Source organism: Nocardioides nanhaiensis (genome assembly GCF_039542785.1).
GTDB lineage: Bacteria > Actinomycetota > Actinomycetes > Propionibacteriales > Nocardioidaceae > Nocardioides > Nocardioides nanhaiensis.
The window spans coordinates 359721-385142 of sequence record NZ_BAABIM010000001.1; the positions used below are offsets into that span (position 1 = coordinate 359721).

The window sequence follows — 25422 nt, forward strand, 5'->3', positions numbered from 1 at the left end:
GTCCGCACGGACGAGACCGCGGGGTCCACCTGCCGGACCATGCGTCGCGAGGGGAGCCGCTCCTACGGTGGGAGGGCCCCGGGCCGATCGGTCCGGGAGAGCCAGCCACCCAAAAGCCACCCACCAGCGAGGAGGAGCCCGCCCGCGGGCGCACCACGCCATGGAGCCACAGCACCCGGACCGCGACGCCCCGCTGATCCGCCTGGTCGCGCCCGACGACGCCGGACCGGGCTCGCTGCTCGGGGCAGCGCGTGGGGCGGCCGGCGCCGCGAGCCGCGAGGCGCTGCGGCGGATGCGCGACCTCGGCTCCTGGTTGCGGGCCCAGCACGAGGCCGAGCACCGGGGCCCGCGCCGCGACCCGGCTGCGGTCACCGCGGCACTCACCGCGCTGCAGGAGTGGCCCGACCCTGCTCGCCGCGACGCCGCCCACCGGGCGTCCCTGGCGCGGTGGGCGGCCGTGCTCGCCGGCCGTCCCGCACCGGGCCGCAGCCTGGACGGGTTGACACTGGCGCGGCTGGGCTGGTCGGCGGACGCCCTGGTCGTCGTCGACACGGACCCGGCGGCCGCCCCCGCGGCGCTCGACCTCGGGTGGTTGACCGGCGACCTGGTGGCCCTGACCCACCGGGCGCGCGCCGAGGGCGGCGACCCCGGCGTGACCGAGGGGCTCCTGACCGGCTTCCTGACCGGCTACGACGGCCTCACGGCCTCCGGGCCGGGCCGCAGTCTCGAGGTGCGCCGGGCCGCCGCGGTCCGGCTGCTCGTGCGCGCGGTCGAGCAGGCCGGGACGCGGGAGGGCGAGGTGGACCTGCGGTTGTGCCGGCTGCTCGTCGAGCGCTGCTGGGCCGAGGAGCGCGTCGCCTCCTGAGGGGGGCGGGTCCCTCGCACGGGGGAGACGGGCGGTGCCACGACTCCGACGCGCGCGCGAGGAGCGTTGCCCGCAGATCGCCGCGGCGGCCGATGTGCCGCAGTGCCCGGCCGGGCGAGGGTGGTGTCACGCCGTCGGACGCGACCACCGCCGCCGTCCGGCCTCCGACCAGCACCCGTGAGGACGCCGATGCGCATCGACCCCGAGCTCGACCCGTTCCTGACCCGTCACGGTCTGGGCACCGCCCGCCCGGAGACCGCCAAGCACCAGAACGGGCGCAACACCAACCTGCTGGTGGTCACCACCACCGGCCACGCCCTGTTCGTCAAGCGGGTCAACACCGGCTCGCACGACGCGGCCGAGCGGATCGCCGCCTGCCGTGCGTTCGAGGAGCTGCGTCGCACCGACCTGGGAGTCCGCCGCTCGCTGGGCACCGCACCGCTGCTGGCCTGCGATCCGGAGCTGGGGCTGCTCGCCTACCAGGCGGTGACAGGCGCGACCAGCCTCGCCGAGCTCAGTGGCGAGGACCCGCGCGCCGACGGGCCCCTGGCCCCCCACGTGCCAGGCATGGGCCGCCTGCTGGCCGCGGTGCACGCGCTCGACGTCGAGCGGGTCCCGCCCCGCTCCGGACCCCCGGGCATGCCGCCGGTGGACTGGCTGCAGGAGCTGCCCTGGCGCATGCACCAGTCGGCCACCGCGCCGGTTCTCGAGGTCTGGCGCCGGCTGCAGGGCGACCCCGAGGTCGCCGCGGCACTGCGCACGCTGCGCGCCGACGAGGACGCGGCGGTGCGCGAGCGACCCGTCGCCGTGCACGGCGACGTGCGCCTGGACCAGCTGCTGGTCGGGCACGACGACGTGCTGCGCCTGGTCGACCTCGAGGAGTTCCGCCGCGGCGACGCCGCCCGCGACGTCGGTGCCATGGTGGGCGAGTGGCTGCACCGGGCCACCCTCGACATCGTCGAGGACCACGTGACCGACCCCGAGGCCGGCGCCGGGCCGGGCGAGCGCGCCCGCGCCGCCGTCGCCGACCTGCAGCTGACGCACGACGAGGTGGTGGCCTCCGGCACCGCCGCCCTCGAGCGCCGCCGGGTCGTCGTCGAGCGGTTCTGGGAGGCCTACACCTCCGCGGGCGGCCAGCACGACCCCGCCTTCGTCGAGCGGGTCACCCGGTTCGCCGGCTGGCACCTCTTCGACCGACTGATCGCCGTGGCCGAGCACACGTCGCGCATCTCGGCCGTGCACTGGGCCGCCGCCGGCATCGGCCGCCGCGCCCTGCTCGACCCGGCCGCCGCCGCCCCGGCGCTCGGCCTGCCCGACCCCCGCACCGCCACCGAGGAGACCGCCGCATGAGCACCCCCGTCCTGCCCCCGCGCCTGGCCGAGAGCCTCGATGAGGTGCGTGTCGACGCCGACACCTGGACGGCGTCCGTCGGCCCCCGCGAGCTCGAGGGAGGCCGCCCCCGCGACCTGCGCCCGCGCCTGATCGGGGCCCTCTACGAGGTGCTGCACGCCGGTCGCGCCGAGGAGAAGGACCTCGGCAAGATCGGCCGCGAGCCGGACGTCGAGCAGCTGCTGGGCGCCGCCGTCCCGCACGAGCTGGCTCCGCGCCGGGCGCCGGTGCTGCGCCGCGACGAGGACGGCTCCGCCGTCGTCGAGCTGGCCGGCGTGCGGACCCGGATGCCCGCGGAGCTGGTGCCGGCCAACGCCCACCCCGGAGAGCTGGCCACCCTGCACCTGCCCGCCGCCCGGCCCGCGCTCTCGCACGGCTTCTACCTGCTCGACGGCCCGCACGGTGGGCCCGACCCGCGCGGCGGTCTGCGCCGGGTCTACCTGCACGCCGAGGACCCCGCGGCCGCCGCCCGCCTGTGGCGACCGGTGCTCGAGCACCTCAACGACGCCGGGGTGCGCTACCGCTCGAAGGCGCTCTCGCACCACGAGGGCTACCCGCGTCGCGACGCCGTCGTGGTCTACCTGCCGCTCGCGGCGGCCGGCGTCGCGGAGGAGCTGGCCGACGCCGTGGCCGGGCTGCCCGGCCTCGCCCCCGACGTCTCGGCGCTCGCCCACCGGGTCGGGCCCGGCGTGGCGGTGGCCGACGACCCCCGCGACGCGCGCCCGCAGTACCGCGAGCTGAGCTTCGGCGAGCACCGCTGCGCCGTGCTGGCCAACGCCCTGCTGCGCCACGCCGCCGACCCCGCACACCCCCTGGGGGCGCTCTTCGCCGAGGAGTGCCGCGCCGCAGGCGTGCGCGCCGACGCTCCCGCCTTCAACACCCCTGTCCCCGTCCCCACGACCACCGCCGCCTGAGCGACGAGAGGAGAACGAGATCGTGACCACCACCGACACCACGACCACGACGACCGACCGGACCGAGGGCGCTGCCCAGCCCTTCGGCGAGAACACCTACGGCGACGGGCTCGCCGCCGTCTACGACTTCCTCTACCCCACCAGCCCCGACGCCCAGATGGCCGGGGAGTACGTCGCCCGCCTCGCCGGCGAGGGCGGCACCGCGCTGGAGCTCGGCGTCGGCACCGGCCGGGTGGGTGTCTTCACCGCCCGGGCCGGGGTGAGGCTGGTCGGCGTCGACGCCTCCCAGAAGATGCTCGACACGCTGCACGAGCGCCACCCCGGCAGCGGCATCGAGACCCGCCTGCTCGACTTCACCAGCCAGAGCACCGGGCAGCGCTTCGACGTCGTCTACGTGCCGCTCTCCACGTTCTTCGTGGGGCGCACCGCCGAGGCGCAGCAGCGCACGATGCACCTGATGCGCGAGCAGGTGCAGGACGACGGGCACGTCGTCGTCGAGGCGTTCGAGCCGCGCGACTACCACGCGCTCGAGGGCATGCGCACCGACACGCACCCCTTCCCCGACGGGTCGCTGATGATCGACACCACCGCCGTCGACCGCACCCGGCAGCTGATCGTCGTCAGCCACACCACCCTGGGCCCGGGCGGGCGCTACGAGACCGTCAAGGAGGTCGTGCGCTACGCCTTCGCCTCCGAGATCGACCTGATGGCGGCGAGGGCCGGCCTCGAGCTGGTCGAGCGCTCCGAGGACTACGTCGGCACGCCGTTCCACGCCGGCAGCCTGCGCCACGTCTCCCGCTACCGCGTGGCGCGGTGAGGAGCCGGACCATGCACGCCCTCCCCACCGAACCCCAGCCGGACCCGACGATCGACGTGCTGCTGGTCGACGACCAGGACCTGGTGCGCAGCGGCGTCGCGATGATCGTCGAGCACGAGGCCGACCTGCACGTCGTCGGGCAGGCCCGCTCGGGCCCCGACGGCGTCGCGGCCGCCGTCGAGCTCGCCCCCGACGTGGTGCTCATGGACATCTCCATGCCCGGGGAGTACGACGGCATCGAGGCCACGCGCCGGATCGTGGAGCAGACCGACTGCCGGGTCATCGTGCTCACCACCTTCGACGACGACGAGTGCGTCTTCCCCGCGCTGCAGGCCGGCGCCAGCGGCTACCTGCTCAAGGTCAGCGAGGGCGAGGCGCTGGTGGAGGCGGTGCGCACGGTGCACCGCGGCCAGGCGCTGATGTCACCCGACGTCACCCGCACCGTGCTCGACCACTTCACCTCCCGCGCCACCGGCGGCACCTTCCGGCCGCGGCTGGTCGACAGCCTGACCGCGCGCGAGCGCGACGTGCTGGGCCTGGTGGCCCGGGGGTTCTCGAACGCCGAGATCGCCGCCGAGCTGTACGTGAGCGAGTACACCGCCAAGACCCACGTCTCCCACATCCTCACCAAGACCGGGCTGCGCGACCGGGTGCAGGCCGTCTCACTCGCCTACGAGAGCGGCCTGGTCCGTCCCGGCGAGCTCGCCTCCTGAGCCCACCCCGCCCACCCCGCCCAGACCCCGAAGGAGATCCCGATGAGCCGACCCGTCAGCGTGCACGACTGCTCGCTCATGTACCCGACCTCGCCGGTGGACCCGGTGGAGCTGCGCACCTTCGCCTCCTTCGCCGAGCTGGCGGGGATGCAGCGCCTCTACCTGGGCCAGACGCTGGTCTTCGAGCCGCACTCGACGTTCTCGCGCCTGCTGGCGCAGGGCAGCACGACGCCGCTCGGCACCGCGGTGACGCTGATGCCGCTGCGCCACCCCATGACCGCGGCGCTGCAGGCGCGCGAGCTCGCCGTCTTCTCCGGCTCCCGCTACGTGGCCGGCCTGGGCCTGGGCTCGCGGCGGTTCAACGAGACGATCGGCGGCGGCTGGCCCGCGAGCCCGCTCGGCTACGTGCGCGAGTACGCCACGATCGTGCGCGGCCTGGTGCGCGGCGAGCGGGTGCAGGTGGACGGCGACCACTTCCGGGTGGACACGCGGCTGAGCCCCCCGGGGCTGACCTGCGACGTCGAGGTCGGGCTCGGCGTCCTGCGGCCGCGGATGACCGAGCTGGCCGGCGAGGTCGCCGACGTCGCCGTCTCCTGGCTCACGCCGCCCGAGTACTGCGCCGAGCAGCTGGTGCCCGCCCTCGAGCGCGGCGCCGTCGACCGGGAGGAGCGGCCGCGGCTGGCCACCGTGGTCAACGTCGCGGTCGACCGGCCCGGCCGCGACCCGGTCGAGCTCGCCCTGGCCGGTCTCGGCGACCACCTGGCCGCGCCGCACTACGGCGACGCGCTGCGCCGCGCCGGCTACGACGTCGTCGTCGGCGACCGCCAGCACAACGCGGCCGAGATCGTGCGACGCGGCCTGTACGCCTACGGCTCGCCCGAGGAGATCGCGACGACGCTGCGCGGCTACCGCGAGGCCGGTGTGGGGGAGATCCTGCTCAACGTCGGCGGCGTCTACCTCTCGCGCGGCCCCGTCGAGGCGCTGCAGGACCTGCAGGCGATCACCGAGGTGCTCGACGGCGGCCCGGTGCCGGCCGACGCCTCCGGCCTGACCGCCCCGGAGGCCGCCACCGCGGGAGCCCGGTCGTGAGCGCCGCCGCGGGCCCCGGCGTCGACCCCGGCAGCGCCGAGCAGTTCGCGCGCACGCTGGCCACGCTCGAGGGGCGCCGCGTGGCGCTCGTCGTCACCGGCTCGCTGAGCGCCGCCTACCTGCCCTACTGGCTGAACTTCGTCTCCGGACTGGAGGCGCCGCCGCGGCTGCAGGTGCTGCTGACCCGCAGCGCCACCCGGATGGTGGCTCCTACGGCAGTGCGTGCGCTCGCGGGGGGCGAGGTGGCGGTGGACACCTGGGAGGACGCGCCCGAGGGGGCGTCCCCGCACGTCGAGCTCGCGGAGTGGGCCGAGGCCTTCGTCGTCCACCCCTGCACGTTCTCCTACCTGGGCCGGTTGGCCGCCGGTCTCGCCGACTCGCCCGCACAGCTGGCGATGCAGTGCTCACCGGCCCCGAAGGTGGTCTGCCCGGCGCTGCCGCCCGGCACGCTGCGCAGCCCGGCCTACCAGGCCCACCTGCGCACGCTCGCCGAGCAGCGTCCGGACGTGACGGTGCTGGAGCCGACGCAGGGCGTCAGCGCCGCCACCGGGCGGCGCGAGGGCCTGCCGCCGGCCTACTTCCCCGTGGCACTGGCCACGGCAGCCGCGGCGCTCGGCGAGACCGGTGCTCCGAGCGCCGGGAGCGCCGAGGACGCCGCGTGAGCACCGCGAGCCTGCGGCGCACCGAGACCGGCTACCTGGTCACCGAGCTGCACGAGGACCCGGCGGGACTGGTGCTGGTGCGCCGCCCGGGGCCCGCGCGCGAGGGGCACCATGAGCCGTGCCCCGACGTGGTCGCCTCGCTCGGTGCGCTGACGGTGCCGGGGGTGGTCTGGGCAGCACCGGTCCATCGCGGGTTCCTCCTCGAGCCCGGCGTCGAGCGCTTCGTGGTGCCCGGGCCGGCCAGTGTCGCCACTCTCGTGCTGGGCGGCATGCCACCCGCGGCGGTGGCGACGATGCTGCGGCCGGTGGGTGGCGCGCTGGGCGCGGTGCACGCCTCGCCGCTGCGCACCCGGCGTGCTCCTGCCGCGGTGCGCCGCCTGCACTCCTGGCTGCTCACGGGCCGTGCTCCCGGTGAGGGCGCTCGGCTGCACGCCGCGCTCACGGATCGCCCAGCCTTTCACCGGTTCGCCGTCGACGCCACCGAGCGGGTGCTCTCCGCGCCAGCGTGCTGTGCGCTCGGAGCGCCCGGTCAGAGCGTCCTCTACCCCCACCCCGACGGCTCGGCGACCACCGTGCTGCTCACTGACGAGGTGGGCGACGCCCCGCCGGAGTGGGACCTCGGCTGGCTCCTCGGCGAGCTGCTCGAGCTGCTCAACGCACCCGCCCGCGCGCCCGAACCCCGGCCCCTGGCAGGCTTCCCCCCGGCCGACGCCCTGCTCGCGGGGTACGACGCTCCCCTCGACGAGGGTCTCCTGGCGCGCACCTGCCTGCTGCGCTGGCTGCTGCACCTGCACGACTACGCCGCCTACGTCGACTGGGACGACGACCTCCTCGCCCGGCTGGACCGCATCGCCGCCCTCGCCGCCGACCTTCCCCGGGTCCTCGGCTGACACGCGTTGCGCCCCCTGCTGGTTGAGGTGCGAGGAGCGCTAGGGATCCCCTGCTGGTTGAGGTGCGAGGAGCGCCAGCGACGAGCCTCGAAACCCAGGGAGCCGACCGCCCTCCCTCAGGACCGGCATCGTCCGTGACGGGCGGTCGGTGGTCCGGACCGACAGCGACGACGGCGAAGCGCCGCGGTGGGTCACGGAGGACGGCCGCCACCCGGCGTGCTCGATCAGAGACCTCCGCACCTGCTCGCCGACCTCGCCCACCAGGTCTGACAACGGGAGAACTGTTACCAGTTTGTTCCTCGCCGACCAGTGGAGAACCCCTGATTCGGGCCCTTCTATGTCGGTGGTGAGTGCTTGAGTAGACCCATGACCACCACGGCTCCCGACCTCGCCGAGGTCCTCGCGCGCGAGGAGCGCGAGCGCAGGGAGCGCGAGCACGCGTTGCGGATGGTGCGCTCCGCACAGTCGCAACTGATGAGTGCGGAGGTCGCGAAGCTCCAGATGATCGTGGAGTGGGCCAAGGTCAACCGGTTGGACGCCGACCACCTCGAGGGCGAGCCCGACCCCGACGCGGTGATGAGCGACGAGCAGGTCGCCGAGCTCGAGGCCGCGCTGGGCGACCAGGGAATCTGCGACCGCTGGTTGAGCGTGGCCGGCCCGGGCGCCCCGGTGGTCTCGGAGTTCGCCGTCATGGAGCTGGCGAGCACCCTGAACATGAGCACCGACGCCGGCCTCGTCCTGGTCGGGCGGGTGCTGGAGCTGAAGTACCGCCTCCCGCGGCTCTACCACCGGGTGGAGGAGCTGCAGCTGCCGGTGTGGAAGGCCTTCGAACTGGCCGACCTGACCCAGAAGCTCCCGTACGAGGCGGCCGAGCACGTGGACCGGCAGGTCGAGGCGGCGGCCGGGAAGGTCGGCAAGCGTCAGATGGAGCGCCTGGTCGCCGAGACCCAGGCACGGTTCGACCCCGACGCCGCAGCCGAAGCGGGGGAGAAGAAGCGGGAGCGGCGGTTCTTCGACATCGGCGAGGGGCGCCGTACCGACTCCACCGCCGGCACCCTGGAGGACCTCGCCGGCACCGTGCCGGTCGTCGGCTGCCTGGATGCTGCCGACGCCGCCGACCTCGAGGCCGCGATCCGCCACACCGCCCGCGCGCTCGGCAAGGCGGGTGCGAGGACTCGTTGGACGTGCGCCGCGCGGCTGCGGTGGGTGAGCTGGCGAGGAACCAGCTGGCCCTGGATCTCGAGACCGGCGAGATCCACGAGCCGTCGGCGCACCACGGCCGCGCGATCGAGCTGGTGGTGCACCTCTCCGACGAGGTGTTCACCGCCGCCGGGTTCATGGTCGGCCGCCTGGAGAGCACCCAGAGGCCGGTGAGCGCCGAGGTGATCCGCGAGTGGTGCGGCACCGCCGGCCGCATCACCGTGCGCCCCGTGATCGACCTCAACGGCGCCGTGCACGTGGAGCAGTACGAGGTCCCCGACCGGCTCAAGCAGCGTTCCCGGTGGACCGACCCGCGGTGCGTGTACCCGCACTGCAACCGTCCCGCGGATCGTTGCGACTGCGACCACATCCAGCCGTTCGAGCAGGGTGGCGCGACCTGTTCCTGCAACCTCCCCCGCTCTGCCGTCGCCACCACCGGTTCAAGACCCATGGCGCCGTCATCTATCGCCGGATCGGACCGGGTGCCTACGAGTGGGAGTTCCAGACCGGGATGACCATCGTCCGCGACCACCTCGGCACGCACGAACCGCAGTGGCCCAAGCCCCCACCTCTCGAGCACTGGGAAGCCGAACCTCCGGACGATCCCGTCTTCGATTGACCTGTTGGTCAACGGCGCGGCTCGAGCAAGGCACCCCGCGAATCCGCGGACGTGCGTCACCCGCCACGTGCTGAGAGCCAGCCCCAGCGCAACCGCCGCGCTGTTGCCGCTGCGCGCCGCGACTCTCGAGGTCCGTCAAGCGCGCAGAAGGCTCCATCAGCTTGTGATTCGTGGACAGCAGACCGCTACTGCACGTTGACGGGCCGCCACGACGAGGTTCTCCGCGCGCACTCAACGAACCCCACACATGCACGCAAGCTGAAGCACCGCGGCTGCTCGGCGGCGCGGACGGTTTGGTGCCCGTGACAGCCTGAGGGTGGTCGCACCCCTGCGACGACAACCCGAAGGAGCCCCCCGTGGCCAGCCCGGACGCTGCATCGAACCCCCAGGCGAACCCGGCCCCGACCCGATCGGCGGCCCCCGCCTCCCGCGACGCCAAGCCGGTGCCCGTGACGGGCTCCGCCAAGACCGGGGGCGACCCCCTCAAGGCATCAGGCAAGAAGCCCGACGCCCCGCTCGCGAACCCGCCGGCGACGCAGGACACGCCTGCAGCTGAATGAGCTCGGCGCTGGAGAGTCCAAGGATCCGGCGTGCAACCCCCGCTTGAAGCCTGGATCAAGCCGTGCGCTGCGGCATGGTCAGCGCCACTGGTCGTCCGCCCGACTCTGCCGCTCTGCGGACATCTGCCGATCACCGGGCGTCTCGGGCCGACCGTGCAGAGATCAGGAGTGCTCGTCACGGGATGCCTCCACCGGGCTCAGCCCCGCTGCAGCGCCTCACGGAGCCGCACGCGACCGCCGGAGCGGAGGACCGAGCCGGCGTAGATCCGACCGGCCAGCACGAAGGAGACGGCGGCGGTGAGGGCGGCGACGGCCAGCGAGGCGGCGACCTGCCACAGCGGCATGCCCTCGACGGCGATCCGGGCCGGCATCACGAACACGTTGAGCACAGGGACCATCGAGCCGAGGTCGAGCCAGGGGCTGTCGGCGAACTCGAAGGCCAGGTAGACCGCCGCGACCAGGGGCAGCAGGGCGACGGCGAGCGCGGGCTGCAGAGCGCTGCTGAGGTCCTCCTGGCGCTCCACGCGGGCGGCGAGACCGGCCATCAGGGCGCAGCAGGTGACGATCGCCAGCAGCAGGCAGGCCGACGAGACGGCGACCAGCGACCAGTCGACCCCCTCGAGCCGGGGCAGACCTCCGGCCAGGCCGAGGCCGGCCGCAGTGGCGCCCAGCACGAGGACCAGCTGGGTGAGGCCCAGCACCGTGGTGGCCAGCACCTTGCCGGCCAGCAGCTGCCAGGGGCGGATGCTGGTGAGCAGGATCTCGACGACGCGGGAGACCTTCTCCTGCATCACGTCGGTGGCGAGCGGGATGCCCCAGAGGAGCACCACGACGACCGCGCCGGCGGCGAACCCCAGGGCCACGAGCACCGAGGTGGTGTCGAGGCCGGAGCCGAGAGCGACGACGGCGGGGTCCGCTGCCCCGGCCTGCAGCTCGGTGGGGTCGACGCCCGCGGCGGCCGCCGCGTCGCGCAGCGCCTGGTCGGAGGCGGTGGAGGAGAGCAGTGCTCCGACAGTGGGGTCCAGGCTCGTCTCGACGATCACCTCGGGGCCCGTGGGGCCCTCGGTCAGGACGGCGTCGAACCGGCCCTCCTCGACGGCGGCACGGGCCTCGCCCGCCGAGACCTGCTCCACCTGCACCGACTCGCCTCCGGCCTGACCGACCGCGGTGGCGAGCGACTCGGCTCCGCTGGTGTAGCCCAGGGTCGGCCGCTCCTCGTCGCCGCCGCCCATCAGCAGCGGCCCGGCCAGCGCCAGGGCGGCGAAGATGCCGGTGCTCAGCAGGAAGGCGGTGGTCATCAGCTTGGTCGACAGCTCGCGGCGCAGCACGATGCGCACGCCGCCGAGGCCGCGCACCCGGCGCGGGTCGGTGGGGGTCGGGGTCGAGGTGGTCGGTGACGTGGTCATGCCGCACGCTCCTCACGGTTCCGGTGGTCGTCGGTCTGGTCGGTCTGGTCTGCCGGGTCGACGGTCGCGCCCACGACGTCGCGGTAGACGTCGGTGAGCGAGGGCCGCCAGGGCCGCAGCTCGCGCAGCACGCCGTGGCGGCGCACGACGTCGACCACGAGCGGCAGGGCGTCCTCGGCGGCCCGCAGGGTGACGGCACCGGCCGGGTCGCCGGGGTCACCCTGCGGGCGGACCGTGGCGTGCAGGGCGGGCGCGCGCTGCGCCAGCTCCGCGAGCCAGCCCGGGGCGCCGTCGGCGCGCACCAGGTGGCGGTCGCCCTCGTCGCCGGTGAGCTCGGCGACCGAGCCCACGGCCACCACCCGTCCCCCGGCCAGCACGGCGACGCGGTCGCAGATCCGCTCGACGAGGTCGAGCTGGTGGCTGGAGAAGACGACCGGCACCCCCCGGTCGGCCTCCTCACGCAGGATCTGCGCCATCACGTCGACGGCGAGCGGGTCGAGGCCGGAGAACGGCTCGTCGAGCACCAGGACGTCGGGGGAGTGCACCAGCGCGGCGGCGAGCTGCACGCGTTGCTGGTTGCCGAGGCTGAGGTCCTCGAGCCGGTGGTGGCGGCGCTCCGCGAGTCCGAGGCGGTCGAGCCAGGCGTCGGCGGAGCGCGCGGCGGCGCGGCGCTCGACGCCGCGCAGCTCGGCGAAGAAGCGCAGCTGCGCGTGCAGCTGCATGGTGGCGTAGAGACCGCGCTCCTCGGGCATGTAGCCCATCCGCGCACGCACGGCGTCGTCGACCGGCTGGCCGTCGAGGGTGACGGTGCCGGTGTCGGCGGTGGCCACGCCGAGGGTGATGCGCATGGAGGTGGTCTTGCCGGCGCCGTTGCCGCCGACGTAGCCGAGCAGCTCACCGCGCTCGACGTGCCAGGTGACGTCGTCGAGCACGCGGCGCGGCCCGTAGGACTTGCTGATGTGGTCGAGGGCGAGCACGGGGTGTCCTTTCCGACGGGGCTGCGGTGGAAGCACCATCACCGTAGAACAGATCGTTAGGTTTACACAACAGGTGATGTGAAAAAGCATCAGAAAATGCTTGATCGCCCGACGGTTGAGCAGGTACGTTCGATCCATGGCCCGATCGACCCGACGTGACGACGACACGAGACGCATCCACAACCGCGTCAACGTCGTGCGCGCCGAGGTGGGCATGTCGCGGGCGCAGCTGGCCGAGCTGGTGGGGGTCAACCCCCAGACCATCGGAGCCCTCGAGCGTGGCGACCACTACCCGAGCCTCCAGCTGGCGATGAGCATCTGCGAGGTCTTCGACCTCCCGGTCGAGGCGGTCTTCAGCCGCACGCCCTTCCAGTCCATCGCCGCCAGCTACCGCCGCGACCCCGAGGTCCCCGCGAGAGGAGACCAGTCATGACCTCCCCCCTCGAGACCCCGCGCCCCGGCGCCCGGCCCGCCCGCGACCGACGACCCTCGCGGCGCCTCGCCGTCACCGGGGTCGTGCTGGCAGGCGTCCTCGGCTGGACGGCCCTGACGGTGCTCAGCCTGGCCGGGCACGCCAACACGTGGGGCTGGGGGCTGGCCCTGGTCGTCGTCGGCGCGAGCTGGTTCGGCTGTCGTGCCCTGACCCGCGACGTCGCCGAGCGGCGTGCCAGCGAGGTCGACGAGTACGAGCTGGCCCAGCGCCAGCGGGTGCGCGAGGTCGGCTACGTGCTGGCGCTCGTCGTGGCGCTGGTGCTCTACGTGGTGCTGACGGTGGCAGTCAACCTCGCCGACGGTGGCCGCCCGACGCTGCTGGAGCGGGCGCCGGACCTGGTGCTGATCGGCTTCCTGCCCGCCGCGGCGCTGCCGTCCTTCCTGCTGGCCTGGCAGACCCGCGACACCGACGACGACACCGACTGACCCGACCCGACCGACCCGACTGACCCGACCGAGCGACACCCGACGTCCACACCGAGGGAGAGACTCATGACCACCTCCACCACCACCCCCCTGGTCTCCAGCGGCGCGCTGAGCGTGCCGGAGGCGCTGATGCCGTTCCTGCACAACGGCGACGGCCAGGCCTTCCAGAGCGCGCGACCCCAGGCGCTGACCGCCTGCGCGGAGATCGCCGAGCTGGTGGTCCGCGGCCTCGTCCGGCTCGACGACGACCGGCTCGTGGTCACCGGCCAGGCAGACGCCGCCGCGGGCCGGCCCACCTGGACGACGGAGGTGACCCGTGAGCTCACCGAGCGGGGAGCCACCGTCAAGCAGTGGGTGCGACGACGCCGCGCGGCGCTCGAGGTCCAGCGCGAAGAGGCGGTGACCCGCGGTCTGCTCGTGCCCGGCCGCGGCCGGCTGCTGGGCCTGGTGCCCTACCCGCGCCACGACGTGCCGGCAGGCACCGTCGAGACCCTGGCCCACGACCTGGCCGGCGCCGCGGCCACCACCGAGCGCGGCCGTGCCGTGGCGCGGCTCGTTGTCCGCTCCGGCCTGCACCGGCGCCACGGGCTCGACACCGCCGTGCGCGAGGCGCTCGAGGCGGTCTCGCAGCAGGCGGGCGAGGTGCCGCACCCGGCGCTCGACGCGATCGACGTCGCGATCGGCATCACGGTGCTCGGCGTCGTCACGGGCGGCGAGTGACCCCCTTCCCGGCGCCCACGCTCGAGCGGCTGCCCAACGGGCTGCGCCTGGTCGTCGCGCCGGGCGCGCGCGCCGGCGTCGCGGCCGTCGCCGTGCACGTGGGTGTCGGCTTCCGTGCCGAGCCGCCCGGCGCCTCGGGCCTGGCCCACCTCTTCGAGCACCTGATGTTCGCCGGCAGCGCCCACGTGCCCGCCGGGGGTCACTTCGCCGCCGTCGAGGCCGGCGGTGGCCGGGTGGGGGCCCACACCCGCCACGACCACACCGAGTTCTTCGACCTCGTCGCCGCGCCCGCGCTCGGCGAGACCGTGGCCCTGGAGGCCGACCGGCTCGCCGGCCCCCGCCTGGACCAGCACGCGCTGAGCACCCAGGTCGACGTGATCGCCGCCGAGATCGCCCAGCAGGTCGACGCCGTCCCGTTCGGTGGCTTCCCCTGGCGCCAGCTGCCAGCGGTGCTCTGGAGATCGCCCACCAGCACCCACGACGGCTACGGCGACCTCGCAGCCCTGCGCGCGGTCACTCTCGAGGACTGCGAGCGGTTCTTCGAGCGCTGGTACGACCCCCGCAACGTGGTGGTGACGCTCGAGGGTGAGCTGGAGCCGCGCGAGGTGGACCGTGCCCGCGAGGCCCTGGCCGCCGTGCCCGCCCGCACCGGCCCCGCGCCGACGCCGGTGCCGGTGGCCGAGCCCCCGCTGGTCGAGGACCGGCACCTGACGACGGTCGCGGCCAACGCCCCGGCCCCCGCGTGGGCGGCCGGCTTCCGGATGCCCGACCCCGTCGGGGAGCCGCAGCTCCACGCCGCCTGCACGGCGCTCGCGACGCTGCTCCCGCTGCACGCGCCCGCGCTGCGCCTGACCGGTCGCTCCGGCTGGTACGGGGTGCCGGCCGACGCGCGCACCCCCGACGTCCTGGTGCTCAGCACCCATCCGCGCCCCGGCGTCGCGCCGGAGCCGCTCGCCGCGGCGCTGCGGGAGTCGCTGGCCGCGCTGGCCGAGGACGTCCGACGGTCGACGCCGTCCGCGGTGCTGCGCACCGCCGCCGCGCGGTTGCGCCACCAGGCCTACCAGCGTGGCGAGCGCACCGCCCACCGCGCCCGGCGCCTCGGGGCCACCGAGCTGCTCTTCGGCGACTACCGTCTCGACGAGCGACTGGACCCGGCCGACGCCCTCGGCGCGCTCCCCGCAGCCCTCGCGCACGTGCTGGACCAGCCGATGGCCTCGGTGCTGGTGACCCCCGCCGGTGGTGACGCGTGAGGGCGCCGGCGCGGCAACGCTGCCGCACGGCCTGCGGCGCCGACCTGGTGGTGGTGGACCGGCCGGACGCGCCGTTCGCCGAGGTGCGCTGGCAGGTGCCGCTGGTACGTCGCGACCACGCCGACGCCGCGGTGGCGCTCGTTGCCGGCCGCGCGCTCCTGCTCGGCCCGCTCGACGGCGACGCCGCCGCGGCGCAGCAGCGCGTGCTCGAGGAGGGTGGGGTCTGGTCGACGACGCCCGCGGTCGACCGGGTCACGCTCAGCGCCACCGTTCCCGCGGAGCGGCTGCCGTGGCTCCTCGGCGAGCTGCGGGACCGGCTCGAGAGCCCGGCCCCCCGCCCCGAGGCGCTCCAGGACGCGCTGGCGACCGAACGGACCCGGCTGGCCGCCGCGGTCGCGCACCGCGAGCTGGGGCTCCACCGCCTGCTGGCCCGGCACCGCTGGGGGCCCGAGCACCCCTACGCCCACGCCGTCCTCGAGCCCGCGGACCTCGACGCCGTCGACCCCGCCGCGGTCCTCGACCTGCTCACGACGCGGGTCCACCCCGCCGGCTCGACCCTGCTGGTGCTCGGCCCGCTCGGGTCCCTGGGCGGGCTCGACGCCCTTGAGCTGCTCGCCGCGCCGCTCGGCGGCGCCGTCGGCCCCGGCGGCCCCAGCGACCGCGACCCTCGTGCGCCGGCACTGCCGGCCGACCCCGGCCCGCGCGGCGTGCCACCGCAGCGCCTCCCCGTGGCGCCCCACGAGCCGACGGCCTCGCTGCGCCTCTGGGCGCCCGCGCCGCCGCGCAGCCATCCCGAGCACCTGCCGCTGCACCTGGCCGGCATGGCGCTCGGCGGCTACTTCGGCTCGCGGCTCACCCAGGAGCTGCGCGAGCGCCGGGGCGACGTCTACGGCGTCACGACGGGCTTCGAGGTGCTCGCCTCCGGCACCACGTGGGCGCTCTCGCTGGAGTGCCCGGCCGACCGCATCGGCGCCGTCCGCGAGACCGTGCACGCCGCTCTGGCCGCCCTCGGCGACCCCGGCGCCGACGAGCAGGAGCTGGAGCGCGCCGCGGCCTACGCCCTGCAGGGCGCCGCCGTGGGTCTCGCCTCGCCGGCCGCGTTGGCCTCCGCCGGCTCCACGGTGCTCTTCGCCGGCGACGACCTGGACTTGTGGGAGCGCCAGGCCGCGCAGGCGGCCACGACCACCCCTGACCAGGTGGCCGAGGTCGCGCGCAGCTGGTGGCGCAGCGACGCGCTGGTCGAGGTGGTGGCCGACCCGCGGGACGACGCGGGTGTGCCCGCTCCTCCGCAGGACTGAGGGCACGAGGTCGTCGTCGCGGACGATGCCCGGCGAGCAGGCCGGCTCCTAGCGTCGTGGAGCGAAGGCCGGCACCGTCCGCGTGGCCGGCGACACCACCAGAGATCCCAGGAGAGACGCATGAGCACCCAGGACCTGATCGCCGGCTACGCCGCCTACACCGAGGCCGCCGAGCTCGGAGCCGCCGACTCCGCCGACGCCCCCGGCGTCACCCCGACGACCACGACCACCTCCTCCAACGCCTGTGCGGCCAGCGTGGGCGCCTCGATCTACTTCACCGTCTCGCAGTCCTGCTGACCCGCCCCCACCGACGACGCCGTGGCCCTGGTGGCCACGGCGTCGTCGTGCGTCGGGACCCTGCCGGCCTCGGCGCCTCCCCCGCGCAGGGGAGGCGGCGGGCGACTCCTCGTCCGCGCCGACGACGTGGCCGAACCGGCACCGCGGACGATCCGCGACGGCGCCGTCGCTGCCTAGCGTGGGATCCACCAGCGCGGCACGGACCGACCGGCCGCGACCCGACGAGCAGAAGGAGACCCACCATGAGCACCCAGGACCTCATCGCCGGCTACGCCGCCTACACCGACGCCGACGAGCTCGGCGCCCAGGCCGGCGACAACGCCGCGGGCATCACTCCCGTCACCTCTTCGCAGCCCTGCGCCGCCTCGGTGGCCACCGCGATCTCCGTGTCGGTCGTGACCACCCAGGAGAACAACTGCTGAGGACCAGCACCAGCGCTCCACGACGGCGCGGCAACCCCCTCGGGTTGTCGCGCCGTCGTCGTGCGTCCGGGGGGAGCTGGCACGGACTCCGCGTCAGGCGCAGTCGCCCCTCGCCCGTGCGGACGATCCCCGCAGATGCTCCCGTCGGGCGATGAGCGCGACCACCGCCGGCTCCTAGCGTCGTGGTCACGAGGTCGACGAACGGCCTCCGTGCCCCACCCGGGCCTGTGGCTGGCCCGCGGGCACTCGCACCCCAACCAGAAGGAGAACACCATGAGCACCCAGGACCTCATCGCCGGCTACGCCGCCTACACCGACGCCGCCGAGCTCGGCGCGACCGGCGGCGACGCCCCCGCCGTGACCCCGACGACGACCTCCTCGTCGTTCTGCGTGGCCACCTCCGCGGCCGTCATCAGCGCCAGCGTCGACAACACCTTCGACCACAGCTGCTGAGCGCCCCGGCAGGGGGCGGTGCACCCGCGCCGCCCCCGCCGCACGGGGTCGCGACCCGCACCCAGACCACCGTCCGAGGATCCCAGGAGACCGCCATGAGCACCCAGGACCTGATCGCCGGCTACGCCGCGTACACCGACGCCGAGCGCCTCGCGCACGTCGCCGCCGAGGCCCCGGCCATCACCCCCACCACCACCTCCTCCACCTTCTGCGCCGCCACGGCCTCCGCCATCTCGGCGGCCTCGGCGGAGAACACGATCGAGCACACCTGCTGAGACTGCTCGACCAGCTGGACCTTGCTGGATCTTGCTGCCCAGGGGCGGCCCCGCGCGTCGGGGCCGCCCCTGGGCGCGTCCGCGACCGGGTCGCGCCGCCGCCTCCTCCCCCGCACGGGGGAGCCGGTTCGACCGCACGGACGACGCCCGCGGATGGCGCCGAGGCACGACGCGCCCGCCGCTCGCCGTTCCTAGCGTGGTGGTCCAGATCGCAGCGACCCGACGTGCACAGGAGGCCACGATGACCCGCTCCGTCCCCGCCCGCCGGGTGGGCACCCGGCCCGGCGCCCCGCCCACGCCGTGGCCGGCACCCTCCGGGCACGAGCTGCCCGCGCCCGGCCGGCGCGGTGGGGCCCTCCGGTGACCGCGCTGCTGCTGTCCCGCCTGCGGCCGCACGCGGGCTCCCTGGCGCTGCTGTGCCTGCTCCAGGTCGCCGCGGTGGGCGGCACCCTGTGGCTCCCGGCGCTCAACGCCCGCCTGATCGACGACGGCGTCGCCCAGGGGGAGGTGGCGACGGTGTGGTCGCTGGGCTCGCAGATGCTCGGCGTCGGCCTGGCCCAGCTGCTGGCTGCCGCCCTCGCGATGGTGCTCGGCGCTCGCGTCGCCGCCCAGGTGGCCGCCACGCTGCGGTACGAGGTGTTCGAGCGCGTGATGCACCTCGACGCCGCCCAGGTGCGTGCGGTCGGAGCGGGGTCGCTGCTGACCCGCTGCGGCAACGACGTGCTGCAGCTGCAGATGCTGGTGCTCACCTGCTGCACCGTGCTGCTGACCGTGCCGCTCACCATGACCGGCGCGATCGTGCTCGGGCTGCGCGAGGATCCCGGCCTGGCGTGGCTGATGGCCGTGGCCGTGCCCGCGGTGGCGCTGGTGCTGGGGCTGTTCGCCTGGTGGGCCGTCCCCGGCTACCGCCGCATGCAGGGCCAGATCGACGACGTCAACCTGGTGCTGCGCGAGCAGCTCACCGGGCTGCGCGTCGTGCGCGCCTTCACCCGCGAGCGCCACGAGCAGCGCCGATTCGAGCGCGCCAACGACGCGCTGGTCGACACCTCGTTCGGGGTCGGCCGCCTCTACCTCTCGCTGGGCCCGGTCGTGGCGCTGCTGATGAACGCCGGCGGCGTCGCGGTGGTCTGGTTCGGCGGGATGCGGGTCTCCGCCGGCGAGATCGGCATCGGCTCGGTGACGGCGTTCATCGCCTACCTGCTCCAGCTGATGAGCTCGGTGCTGATGGCCTCCGCGATCGTCATGCAGCTGCCGCGCGCCCGGGTCTCCGCGGGCCGCGTGCGCGAGCTGCTGGACCTGCCCCCGGGTGCCGGCTCCGTGCGCGGGGCGCGCACCGCTCCCGTCCCGGGCCGGTCCCGCGACGGCCTGCGCATGGAGGGCGTGGAGCTGCGCCACCCCGGATCGCCCGGTGCCGTGCTCGAGCACGTCGACCTGCACCTGCCCCCCGGCTCGCACACGGTGCTGCTCGGCTCCACCGGCTCCGGCAAGACCGCGCTGCTGCAGGCGCTCGCCGCGCAGCTGACCCCCACCCGCGGCCGCGTCCTGCTCGAGGGTGTCGACCTGGCCGAGGCGGACCCGGCGCTCGCCCGGCGGCGGGTGCTGCTGGTGCCCCAGCGCGCGCACCTCTTCGGGGGCAGCGTGGCCGACAACCTGCGCTACGGCGCCCCCGACGCGAGCGACGACGAGCTGTGGGAGGCCCTGCGCGCCGCGCACGCCGACGACGTCGTCGCCGGGCTCGGCGGGCTGGACGCGACGCTGCCCCCCGGGGGGCTCACGCTCTCCGGCGGCCAGCGCCAGCGTCTGTGCCTGGCGCGCGCCCTGCTCGCCCGCCCCGACCACTACCTCGTCGACGACGCGCTCTCCGCGCTCGACGCGCGCACGGAGGCCGCCGTCCGCGAGGCCCTGCTGGCGTGGGCGGCCTCGCACGGCGCCGGTGTGGTCACGGCGACCCAGCGCCTCGCCGGTGTCGAGCGTGCCGACCGGGTGGTCGTGCTCGACCGCGGCGCCGTGGTGGGCCTGGGCACCCACGACGAGCTGGCCGGCACCTGCCGGGCCTACGACGAGCTGCTCGACGCCGACCACGAGGGAGCCCTGGCATGACCCGACCGCTGCACCTGTCGACCCTGCTGCCCCTGCTGTGGCCCGTGCGTGCGCGGGTGGCGCTGCTGGTGCTGCTCACCGCGGCCGCCGTCGGGCTCGGCGCGCTCGGGCCGCTGGCCCTCGGTCGCGCCACCGACGTCGTCTTCGACGGGTTCCTGGGGGCCTCGCTCCCCGCCGACCTGACCCGGACCGAGGCGGTGGCCGGGCTGCGCGAGAACGGTCAGGACACCTTCGCCGGCGTCGTCGCGGGATCGGACGCCGTGCCCGGCCGGGGGGTCGACGGCGGGGCGCTCGCCCGCGCCCTGGCCGTGGCGCTCGGGCTGTTCGCGGGGGCCGCGCTGCTGCAGCTGGCCGCCGCCTCGCAGCTCAACCACGCGCTGCACAGCGTCATGCGCGACCTGCGCCGCCGCACCGAGACCAAGGTCAACCGGACGCCGGTCGAGGTGGCCGACCGGCAGGGTCGCGGCGACCTGCTCTCCCGCGTGACCAACGACGTCGACACCATCACCGTCTCGCTGACCCAGGGGCTGGGGCAGCTGCTCTCCGCGGCGATGACCCTGGCCGTGACCGCGACGGTCATGGTCGTGCTCTCGCCGGTGCTGGCGCTCGCCGCGTTCCTCACGCTGCCCCTGGCGGTGCTGGGCACGCGGGCGCTGATGAAGCGCTCCCAGGCCCGCTTCGTGGCCCAGTGGGAGGCGCTGGGGCAGCTCACCGCCGCCGTCGACGAGGGCATCTCGGGTCACGAGGTGAGCAGCGCGTTCCACCGTCCCGACGAGCACGTCGCGCGCTTCGCCGAGCACAACGACCGCCTGGCCCGCGAGGGCTTCCGGGCCCAGGCCGTCAGCGGCCTGGCCGCGCCGCTCATGACGTTCGTGGGCAACCTGTCCTACGTGGTGATCTGCGTGCTCGGCGGCCTGCGGGTCGCGAGCGGCAGCATGACGGTGGGCGGGGTGCAGGCCTTCGTGCAGTACGCGCGCCAGACCTCGCAACCGATCAGCGAGATCTCGGGCATGCTCAACGAGCTGCAGGCCGGCGTGGCCGCGGCCCAGCGGGTGCTGACGTTCCTCGAGGGACCCGAGGAGGACGCCGGCGTGCGCACCGACCGGGTCGGCCGTGGCGAGCTCGAGCTGCGCGACGTGACGTTCGGCTACGACGCCGACGCGCCAGTCCTGCGCGAGGTCTCGCTGCGGGCGGCCGCGGGCGAGACGGTCGCCGTCGTCGGACCGACCGGCGCGGGCAAGTCGACGCTGGTCAACCTGCTGCTGCGCTTCCGCGAACCGCAGTGCGGCGCGGTGGTGCTCGACGGCCGCGACGTCGCGGAGCTCTCCCTGACTGACGTGCGCTCGCGGGTCGGCCTGGTGGCCCAGGACCCGTGGTTGTTCTCGGGCACCATCGCGGAGAACATCGCCTACGGCTGCGCGGGGGCGACCCGCGCCGACGTCGAGCGGGCCGCCACCCTCGCCCGGGTGGATGCCTTCGCCCGGGCGATGCCCCGGGGGCTCGACACGCCGATCGGCTCCGACGGCGCCGACCTCTCCGCCGGCCAGCGCCAGCTGGTCACGCTCGCCCGGGCGCTGGTCGGCGACCCCGAGCTGCTGGTGCTCGACGAGGCGACCAGCTCGGTGGACCCGCGCACCTCCGCGCTGGTGCAGGACGCGCTGGCGCAGGTGCGGCGCGACCGCACCTGCCTGGTGATCGCCCACCGCCTGGCGACCGTCCGCGAGGCGGACCGGATCGTCGTGCTCGACGAGGGCCGGGTGGTCGAGTCGGGCACGCACGAGGAGCTGCTCGGGACCTCGGGGCTCTACGCGGAGCTGCAGGCCAGCTCGCTCGTGCCCGCCTAGGGAGTCGCTGCCCGTCGGCGGCGGAGACACCGGGTGATCCACGAGCCGGCCCGGCTGCGGCTGACCAGCCTGCTGGCCGGCGTCGACCGGATGGCCTTCTCCCAGGTGGCGAGCGCGCTGGGAGTCAGCAAGTCGGTGCTCAGCAAGCACGCGCGCGTGCTGCAGGAGTCCGGCTACCTGCAGCTGAGCAAGGAGCCGCAGGACGCCCGGGGCACCCGTGCCTGGCTCGCGCTGACCGACGACGGACGCCGCGCCCTCGCCGGCCACCTGGCCGCCCTGCGGGCCATCACCGCGGGCGTCGACGGGCTGGTCTGAGCCGGGCTCGTGCGGGTGGGGCTCAACCGCGGCGCCACCAGCGTCGACGTCGGGGCGGCTCGGCGGCCCGGGCGGCCGCCACGGCCGCCCGTGCCTGCTCGCGCCGCGCCTCGCGACGCTCGCGCCACGCGGCCACCTCGGCCTCGACGTCGCGGGGCATCGTCACGAGCGGGGGCCCCTCGGCCAGCGAGTAGCGCGCGCGGATGACCCGCTCGTTGAAGTCGGTCAGGTCGCGGCGCACCTCGGACTCGACGGCGAGGGCGTCCAGGCGCGCGTCGAGCTCGGCGTCCTCTTTGCGCAGCTGCAGCGAGGGCGGCAGCACGCCGGTGATCTGCTCGCGCTCGACCAGCCGCTTGACCCACCAGTCGGGGTCGTGGCTGCCGCCCAGGTCGCGGATCGGCTTGCCGGCGCCGGGCAGGTCGTCGAACTCGCCCTTGGCCATGGCGACCCGGATCTGCTGGTCGACCCACGAGCTCTGGTGCTGCATGCGCACGGCGGCCGCGCTGCGCCCGGTCCGCTTGTCGCGGCGACCGGTGCGGTCGGCCTTCTCGGGCTCGTCGTCCTGGGGCTGCTCGGGCTGGGTCATGTCATCACCTCGCCCCTCCACTCTAGGAAGGCAGCGGTGAGAGCGGGTCGGCGGTGATCGCCTCACGGTCGCCGAACGCGTGCCGCGGAGCGGCGAGCAGGGCGAGGGCGGCCAACAGCGCCGCGCCGGAGCAGACCGCCCAGACCGTCAGGTAGCCCGAGAGCGGCGCCTCGGCGCGGGTGACGCCGTCGATGCCGTCGGCGGCCAGCGCGATGGCGAAGATCGAGGAGGCGATCGCGCCGCCCACGGTCTTGGTGGCGTTGGTCATGCCGGTGGCGAAGCCGGTGCGGTGCGCGGGCGCCGCCGCTGCGGCCGCTGCAGGGAGCGCGGCGACCAGGGCGCCGGAGCCGAGGCCGGCGACCGCCATGTTGGTGAGCGCCTGCGCGGTCGTGTCGTGGAACGGGATCCACAGCGCGTAGCCGACGGCCACGAGCAGCGAGGAGCCCACCAGCGCGCCGCGCATGCCGAGCAGCCGTGCGGTCAGCGGCAGCGTGAAGGCGCCGATCGCCAGGGTGACGACGTAGACGCCGATCAGGGTCGAGACGAACGCCGCCTCGGCGCCCAGCCCGTAGCCGCGCACCGCGGGGTCGGCCTGCGCGAACGTGGAGAGCGGGATCTGCCCGCCCAGCACCGGCACGCCGAAGAGGAACGCCGTGGTCTGCACGGGCCACTGCGCGGGGGTGGCGAGCAGCCGGACGTCGACGAGCGGCTCGGGCACCCGCAGCGAGTGCCGGGCGAACGGCACCAGGGTGGCCAGTCCGGCCAGCACCAGCGCCCACGGCAGCAGGCTCGCGGCGCCGTCGAGCCGCAGCGCCACCAGGCCACCCATCACCAGGCCGAGCGCGCCGGTGATCCACGCCAGGCCGGTCCAGTCGATGCCGCCGCTGCCCTCGCCGGGGGTGTCCTCGATGCCCACCAGGATCACCAGCAGCACGGCGGTGACCACGATCGCGGGGAGCGCCAGCACCAGGTTCATGTCGAGGGTCTCGACGAGCATCCCGCTGGTAAGGGCACCCACGATCACCGAGAGCTCGAGCACGCCCACGAGCACCGCGGCGCCGCGGCGGGTGAGCACCGCCTGCCGGCCGGAGTCGCGGGTGCGTCGGTGGATCAGCGCCACCTCGAGCGGCAGCCACACCACGTAGGCACCCTGCAGCGCCCACCCGACGAGGAAGGTGGTGAACGACGGCGCCACCGCCAGCACCCACGAGCCCAGCGCCGTCACGGCGGTGGAGAGCACCAGCACCTTCTTGGGCCCCACCAGGTCCGAGAGCCGCGCCAGCAGCGGCACGCACAGGGCGCTCACCACCAGCTGCGCGGCCTCGAACCAGTTGACGTCGCCCTCGCTCACCGACAGGTGGTCGGCGATCTGCGGGAAGATCGGGGTGTAGAAGCCCTGCAGCACGCCGCTGGCCACCTCGACGGCGGCGAGCAGGCCGACGACGGCCAGCAGGCTCTGGGCGGGCCGGGTCGGGAGCCCCGGGAGCGGGAGACTCATCGGGGCAGCTCCTCGACCAGCCGCCGGTACCAGCGCACGCCCTCGAGCAGCGCCTCGACGCCGAGGTGCTCGTCGGCGGCGTGGATGGACTGCCGCTGCGCCCTGGTCATCCGGAAGGGCGCGAAGCGGTAGACGCGCTCGCAGATCGCGGTGAAGTGCCGCGAGTCGGTGGCGGCCATCATCACGTAGGGCGTCGGCACGGCGTCGGGGAAGACCTCGGTGATCGTGCGCTCGAGCAGCGCGAAGCCCGGGTCCTCGGAGGTCATCGGCGAGAGCGGGCTGGGCTCCCCGTGCTCGAGCACGTTCACCTGCACGGCGTCGTCGGCCACGACGCGGCGCACGTGCGCCACCACGCCCTCCACGGTGTCGCCCAGCATCACCCGCACGTTGACGCCGGCGCGTGCCGTCGTCGCGATCACGTTCAGCGCGGGCGAGCCGGCCAGCGTGGTGACGGCGAAGGTGGTGCGCGCCATCGCGGCCGTCTCGGGACCGGCGGCCAGCAGCACCCGGGTGAGCGCCGGGCGCAACCGCTCGGCGCGGGCGAAGAGCGGTCGCAGGGGCAGCGGGGCGTGGGCGGCCAGGCGTCGGAACAGCTCCACGGTGGGGGCGGGCAGCGAGGCCGGCATGGGGGCGTCGTCGAGCCGGGTGATGGCGCGGGCCAGACGCGCGGTGGGGCCGTGGCGGGCCGGGGTGCTGGCGTGGCCACCGGCACCGTCGACGCGCAGCTCGAGGTCGGTGGTGCCCTTCTCGGTGACGCCGACGACGCCGAGCGGTGCCCGGATGCCGGGGAAGGCCTCGGTGGCGATCGCGCCGCCCTCGTCGACCACCACCCACGGCCGCACGCCGCGCTCGCGCAGCACGGCCACCGCTTCCTGCGCCGCGGTGCCGGAGACCTCCTCGTCGCAGCCGAAGGAGAGCCACACGTCCTGGGCGGGCACGTGGTCCTGCTCAAGCAGCGACTCGACGGCCTGGCAGATGCCGACGACGCAGCCCTTGTCGTCGAGGGTGCCGCGGCCCCAGACGGCGCCGTCGTGGATCTCCCCGGAGAACGGGTCGCGCGACCACTGCTGCCCCTCGACCGGGACGACGTCGAGGTGTGCCATCAGCACCAGTGGCTGCGCGTCGCTGGCGCCGTCCCAGCGGAACAGCAGGCCGTGCGTGCCGACGCGGGTGAGCTCGAGCCGGGCGTGCACCAGCGGGAACTGCGCTGCCAGCTCGTCGAGCAGCCGGTCGAACGCGCCTGCGTCGGTGCGCGCGGCGTCGCGGTGGCTGACGGTCGGGATGCGGACGAGTGCCTGCAGCGCGCTGACGGCGTGCGGCAGCGCCGATCCCTCCCCAGGCATGG

General features: G+C 75.2%; 28 protein-coding genes. 23 read left to right on the plus strand and 5 right to left on the minus strand.

The genetic code is table 11. The features are described from left to right. Positions 1–160 precede the first annotated feature (160 nt). From ABD948_RS01690 to ABD948_RS01735, 10 genes are all read left to right on the plus strand, one after another. Positions 161–865 carry a hypothetical protein gene (locus ABD948_RS01690; RefSeq protein WP_345262312.1) on the plus strand — a complete coding sequence of 235 codons (705 nt, stop codon included), beginning with the start codon at positions 161–163 and terminating at the stop codon, positions 863–865. A 177-nt stretch (positions 866–1042) separates the two neighbouring features. After that, complete coding sequence (lxmK, locus tag ABD948_RS01695) at positions 1043–2215, plus strand: class V lanthionine synthetase subunit LxmK (protein WP_345262313.1); 1173 nt, start codon at positions 1043–1045, stop codon at positions 2213–2215. Continuing rightward, complete coding sequence (locus ABD948_RS01700; protein WP_345262314.1) at positions 2212–3168, plus strand: T3SS effector HopA1 family protein; 957 nt, start codon at positions 2212–2214, stop codon at positions 3166–3168. Before lxmK ends, ABD948_RS01700 begins: the two co-directional genes overlap by 4 nt. A gap of 22 nt (positions 3169–3190) precedes the next feature. Next, complete coding sequence (locus ABD948_RS01705) at positions 3191–3985, plus strand: class I SAM-dependent methyltransferase (protein ID WP_345262315.1); 795 nt, start codon at positions 3191–3193, stop codon at positions 3983–3985. A gap of 11 nt (positions 3986–3996) precedes the next feature. Then, entirely contained in the window at positions 3997–4698 is a 702-nt protein-coding gene (locus ABD948_RS01710; protein ID WP_345262316.1) for a response regulator, read from the plus strand. 42 nt (positions 4699–4740) lie between these two features. Beyond that, positions 4741–5787, plus strand: coding sequence for an LLM class flavin-dependent oxidoreductase (locus ABD948_RS01715; RefSeq protein ID WP_345262317.1), 1047 nt, complete (start codon positions 4741–4743; stop codon positions 5785–5787). Beyond that, a complete protein-coding gene (locus ABD948_RS01720) occupies positions 5784–6449 on the plus strand; it encodes a flavoprotein (RefSeq protein ID WP_345262318.1) in 666 nt (221 codons plus the stop codon). Before ABD948_RS01715 ends, ABD948_RS01720 begins: the two co-directional genes overlap by 4 nt. After that, positions 6446–7339: a hypothetical protein gene (locus ABD948_RS01725; RefSeq protein WP_345262319.1), complete on the plus strand. Its 894-nt coding sequence runs from the start codon at positions 6446–6448 to the stop codon at positions 7337–7339. The genes ABD948_RS01720 and ABD948_RS01725 overlap by 4 nt, the downstream gene beginning before the upstream one ends. Positions 7340–7705: 366 nt before the next feature. Continuing rightward, positions 7706–8713, plus strand: a complete 1008-nt coding sequence (locus tag ABD948_RS01730) for a hypothetical protein (RefSeq protein ID WP_345262320.1) — start codon at positions 7706–7708, stop codon at positions 8711–8713. After that, positions 8710–9054 (plus strand): HNH endonuclease signature motif containing protein, encoded by a 345-nt coding sequence (locus ABD948_RS01735; RefSeq protein WP_345262321.1) that lies wholly within the window; start codon positions 8710–8712, stop codon positions 9052–9054. Before ABD948_RS01730 ends, ABD948_RS01735 begins: the two co-directional genes overlap by 4 nt. 861 nt (positions 9055–9915) lie before the next feature. Here the strand turns inward: ABD948_RS01735 and ABD948_RS01740 are convergent. Both ABD948_RS01740 and ABD948_RS01745 read right to left on the minus strand, forming a co-directional pair. Beyond that, a complete protein-coding gene (locus ABD948_RS01740; protein ID WP_345262322.1) occupies positions 9916–11124 on the minus strand; it encodes an ABC transporter permease in 1209 nt (402 codons plus the stop codon). Continuing rightward, on the minus strand, positions 11121–12101 hold the full coding sequence (locus ABD948_RS01745) for an ABC transporter ATP-binding protein (protein ID WP_345262323.1): 981 nt from the start codon (positions 12099–12101) through the stop codon (positions 11121–11123). Before ABD948_RS01745 ends, ABD948_RS01740 begins: the two co-directional genes overlap by 4 nt. 136 nt (positions 12102–12237) lie before the next feature. On the opposite strand from ABD948_RS01745, the gene ABD948_RS01750 reads away from it, so the two are divergent. From ABD948_RS01750 to ABD948_RS01810, 13 genes are all read left to right on the plus strand, one after another. Then, a complete protein-coding gene (locus tag ABD948_RS01750; protein ID WP_345262324.1) occupies positions 12238–12534 on the plus strand; it encodes a helix-turn-helix transcriptional regulator in 297 nt (98 codons plus the stop codon). Beyond that, entirely contained in the window at positions 12531–13019 is a 489-nt protein-coding gene (locus tag ABD948_RS01755) for a hypothetical protein (protein WP_345262325.1), read from the plus strand. The genes ABD948_RS01750 and ABD948_RS01755 overlap by 4 nt, the downstream gene beginning before the upstream one ends. A gap of 66 nt (positions 13020–13085) precedes the next feature. Continuing rightward, positions 13086–13739, plus strand: a complete 654-nt coding sequence (locus ABD948_RS01760; RefSeq protein WP_345262326.1) for a GPP34 family phosphoprotein — start codon at positions 13086–13088, stop codon at positions 13737–13739. After that, positions 13736–14989 carry a M16 family metallopeptidase gene (locus ABD948_RS01765; protein ID WP_345262327.1) on the plus strand — a complete coding sequence of 418 codons (1254 nt, stop codon included), beginning with the start codon at positions 13736–13738 and terminating at the stop codon, positions 14987–14989. The genes ABD948_RS01760 and ABD948_RS01765 overlap by 4 nt, the downstream gene beginning before the upstream one ends. After that, positions 14986–16287: a M16 family metallopeptidase gene (locus ABD948_RS01770; RefSeq protein WP_345262328.1), complete on the plus strand. Its 1302-nt coding sequence runs from the start codon at positions 14986–14988 to the stop codon at positions 16285–16287. Before ABD948_RS01765 ends, ABD948_RS01770 begins: the two co-directional genes overlap by 4 nt. 120 nt (positions 16288–16407) lie before the next feature. Then, on the plus strand, positions 16408–16584 hold the full coding sequence (locus ABD948_RS01775; protein WP_345262329.1) for an LxmA leader domain family RiPP: 177 nt from the start codon (positions 16408–16410) through the stop codon (positions 16582–16584). Positions 16585–16826: 242 nt separating this feature from the next. After that, positions 16827–17006 carry an LxmA leader domain family RiPP gene (locus ABD948_RS01780; protein WP_345262330.1) on the plus strand — a complete coding sequence of 60 codons (180 nt, stop codon included), beginning with the start codon at positions 16827–16829 and terminating at the stop codon, positions 17004–17006. Positions 17007–17279: 273 nt separating this feature from the next. Further along, positions 17280–17459, plus strand: a complete 180-nt coding sequence (locus ABD948_RS01785; protein ID WP_345262331.1) for an LxmA leader domain family RiPP — start codon at positions 17280–17282, stop codon at positions 17457–17459. Between the two features lie 95 nt (positions 17460–17554). Beyond that, positions 17555–17734, plus strand: coding sequence for an LxmA leader domain family RiPP (locus ABD948_RS01790; protein WP_345262332.1), 180 nt, complete (start codon positions 17555–17557; stop codon positions 17732–17734). A 241-nt stretch (positions 17735–17975) separates the two neighbouring features. Continuing rightward, positions 17976–18098 (plus strand): hypothetical protein, encoded by a 123-nt coding sequence (locus ABD948_RS01795; protein WP_345262333.1) that lies wholly within the window; start codon positions 17976–17978, stop codon positions 18096–18098. After that, positions 18095–19834, plus strand: a complete 1740-nt coding sequence (locus tag ABD948_RS01800) for an ABC transporter ATP-binding protein (RefSeq protein ID WP_345262334.1) — start codon at positions 18095–18097, stop codon at positions 19832–19834. Before ABD948_RS01795 ends, ABD948_RS01800 begins: the two co-directional genes overlap by 4 nt. Continuing rightward, positions 19831–21678, plus strand: a complete 1848-nt coding sequence (locus tag ABD948_RS01805) for an ABC transporter ATP-binding protein (RefSeq protein ID WP_345262335.1) — start codon at positions 19831–19833, stop codon at positions 21676–21678. Before ABD948_RS01800 ends, ABD948_RS01805 begins: the two co-directional genes overlap by 4 nt. A gap of 33 nt (positions 21679–21711) precedes the next feature. Further along, positions 21712–21993 (plus strand): transcriptional regulator, encoded by a 282-nt coding sequence (locus tag ABD948_RS01810; RefSeq protein ID WP_345262336.1) that lies wholly within the window; start codon positions 21712–21714, stop codon positions 21991–21993. A 22-nt stretch (positions 21994–22015) separates the two neighbouring features. Here ABD948_RS01810 and ABD948_RS01815 read toward each other — a convergent pair whose 3' ends face one another. The 3 genes from ABD948_RS01815 to ABD948_RS01825 are packed head-to-tail and all read right to left on the minus strand — an operon-like array spanning position 22016 to position 25420. Continuing rightward, entirely contained in the window at positions 22016–22579 is a 564-nt protein-coding gene (locus ABD948_RS01815) for a DnaJ family domain-containing protein (RefSeq protein WP_345262337.1), read from the minus strand. 22 nt (positions 22580–22601) lie between these two features. Further along, the gene (locus ABD948_RS01820; RefSeq protein WP_345262338.1) at positions 22602–24077 is read right to left on the minus strand and encodes an MFS transporter; all 1476 of its coding nucleotides are present in this window, start codon (positions 24075–24077) and stop codon (positions 22602–22604) included. Next, positions 24074–25420: a M20/M25/M40 family metallo-hydrolase gene (locus ABD948_RS01825; RefSeq protein ID WP_345262339.1), complete on the minus strand. Its 1347-nt coding sequence runs from the start codon at positions 25418–25420 to the stop codon at positions 24074–24076. The genes ABD948_RS01820 and ABD948_RS01825 overlap by 4 nt, the downstream gene beginning before the upstream one ends. Positions 25421–25422: the final 2 nt, after the last annotated feature.

Bases quoted from the DNA above. Each gene is read 5' to 3' on its own strand.
- ABD948_RS01760 (WP_345262326.1), top strand. From the start codon at position 13,086: ATGACCACCTCCACCACCACCCCCCTGGTCTCCAGCGGCGCGCTGAGC.
- ABD948_RS01740 (WP_345262322.1), bottom strand. From the start codon at position 11,124: ATGACCACGTCACCGACCACCTCGACCCCGACCCCCACCGACCCGCGC.
- ABD948_RS01690 (WP_345262312.1), top strand. From the start codon at position 161: ATGGAGCCACAGCACCCGGACCGCGACGCCCCGCTGATCCGCCTGGTC.
- ABD948_RS01795 (WP_345262333.1), top strand. From the start codon at position 17,976: ATGACCCGCTCCGTCCCCGCCCGCCGGGTGGGCACCCGGCCCGGCGCC.
- ABD948_RS01715 (WP_345262317.1), top strand. From the start codon at position 4,741: ATGAGCCGACCCGTCAGCGTGCACGACTGCTCGCTCATGTACCCGACC.
- ABD948_RS01790 (WP_345262332.1), top strand. From the start codon at position 17,555: ATGAGCACCCAGGACCTGATCGCCGGCTACGCCGCGTACACCGACGCC.
- ABD948_RS01730 (WP_345262320.1), top strand. From the start codon at position 7,706: ATGACCACCACGGCTCCCGACCTCGCCGAGGTCCTCGCGCGCGAGGAG.
- ABD948_RS01805 (WP_345262335.1), top strand. From the start codon at position 19,831: ATGACCCGACCGCTGCACCTGTCGACCCTGCTGCCCCTGCTGTGGCCC.
- ABD948_RS01780 (WP_345262330.1), top strand. From the start codon at position 16,827: ATGAGCACCCAGGACCTCATCGCCGGCTACGCCGCCTACACCGACGCC.
- ABD948_RS01825 (WP_345262339.1), bottom strand. From the start codon at position 25,420: ATGCCTGGGGAGGGATCGGCGCTGCCGCACGCCGTCAGCGCGCTGCAG.
- ABD948_RS01775 (WP_345262329.1), top strand. From the start codon at position 16,408: ATGAGCACCCAGGACCTGATCGCCGGCTACGCCGCCTACACCGAGGCC.
- ABD948_RS01820 (WP_345262338.1), bottom strand. From the start codon at position 24,077: ATGAGTCTCCCGCTCCCGGGGCTCCCGACCCGGCCCGCCCAGAGCCTG.
- ABD948_RS01700 (WP_345262314.1), top strand. From the start codon at position 2,212: ATGAGCACCCCCGTCCTGCCCCCGCGCCTGGCCGAGAGCCTCGATGAG.
- ABD948_RS01755 (WP_345262325.1), top strand. From the start codon at position 12,531: ATGACCTCCCCCCTCGAGACCCCGCGCCCCGGCGCCCGGCCCGCCCGC.
- ABD948_RS01710 (WP_345262316.1), top strand. From the start codon at position 3,997: ATGCACGCCCTCCCCACCGAACCCCAGCCGGACCCGACGATCGACGTG.
- ABD948_RS01815 (WP_345262337.1), bottom strand. From the start codon at position 22,579: ATGACCCAGCCCGAGCAGCCCCAGGACGACGAGCCCGAGAAGGCCGAC.
- ABD948_RS01785 (WP_345262331.1), top strand. From the start codon at position 17,280: ATGAGCACCCAGGACCTCATCGCCGGCTACGCCGCCTACACCGACGCC.
- ABD948_RS01750 (WP_345262324.1), top strand. From the start codon at position 12,238: ATGGCCCGATCGACCCGACGTGACGACGACACGAGACGCATCCACAAC.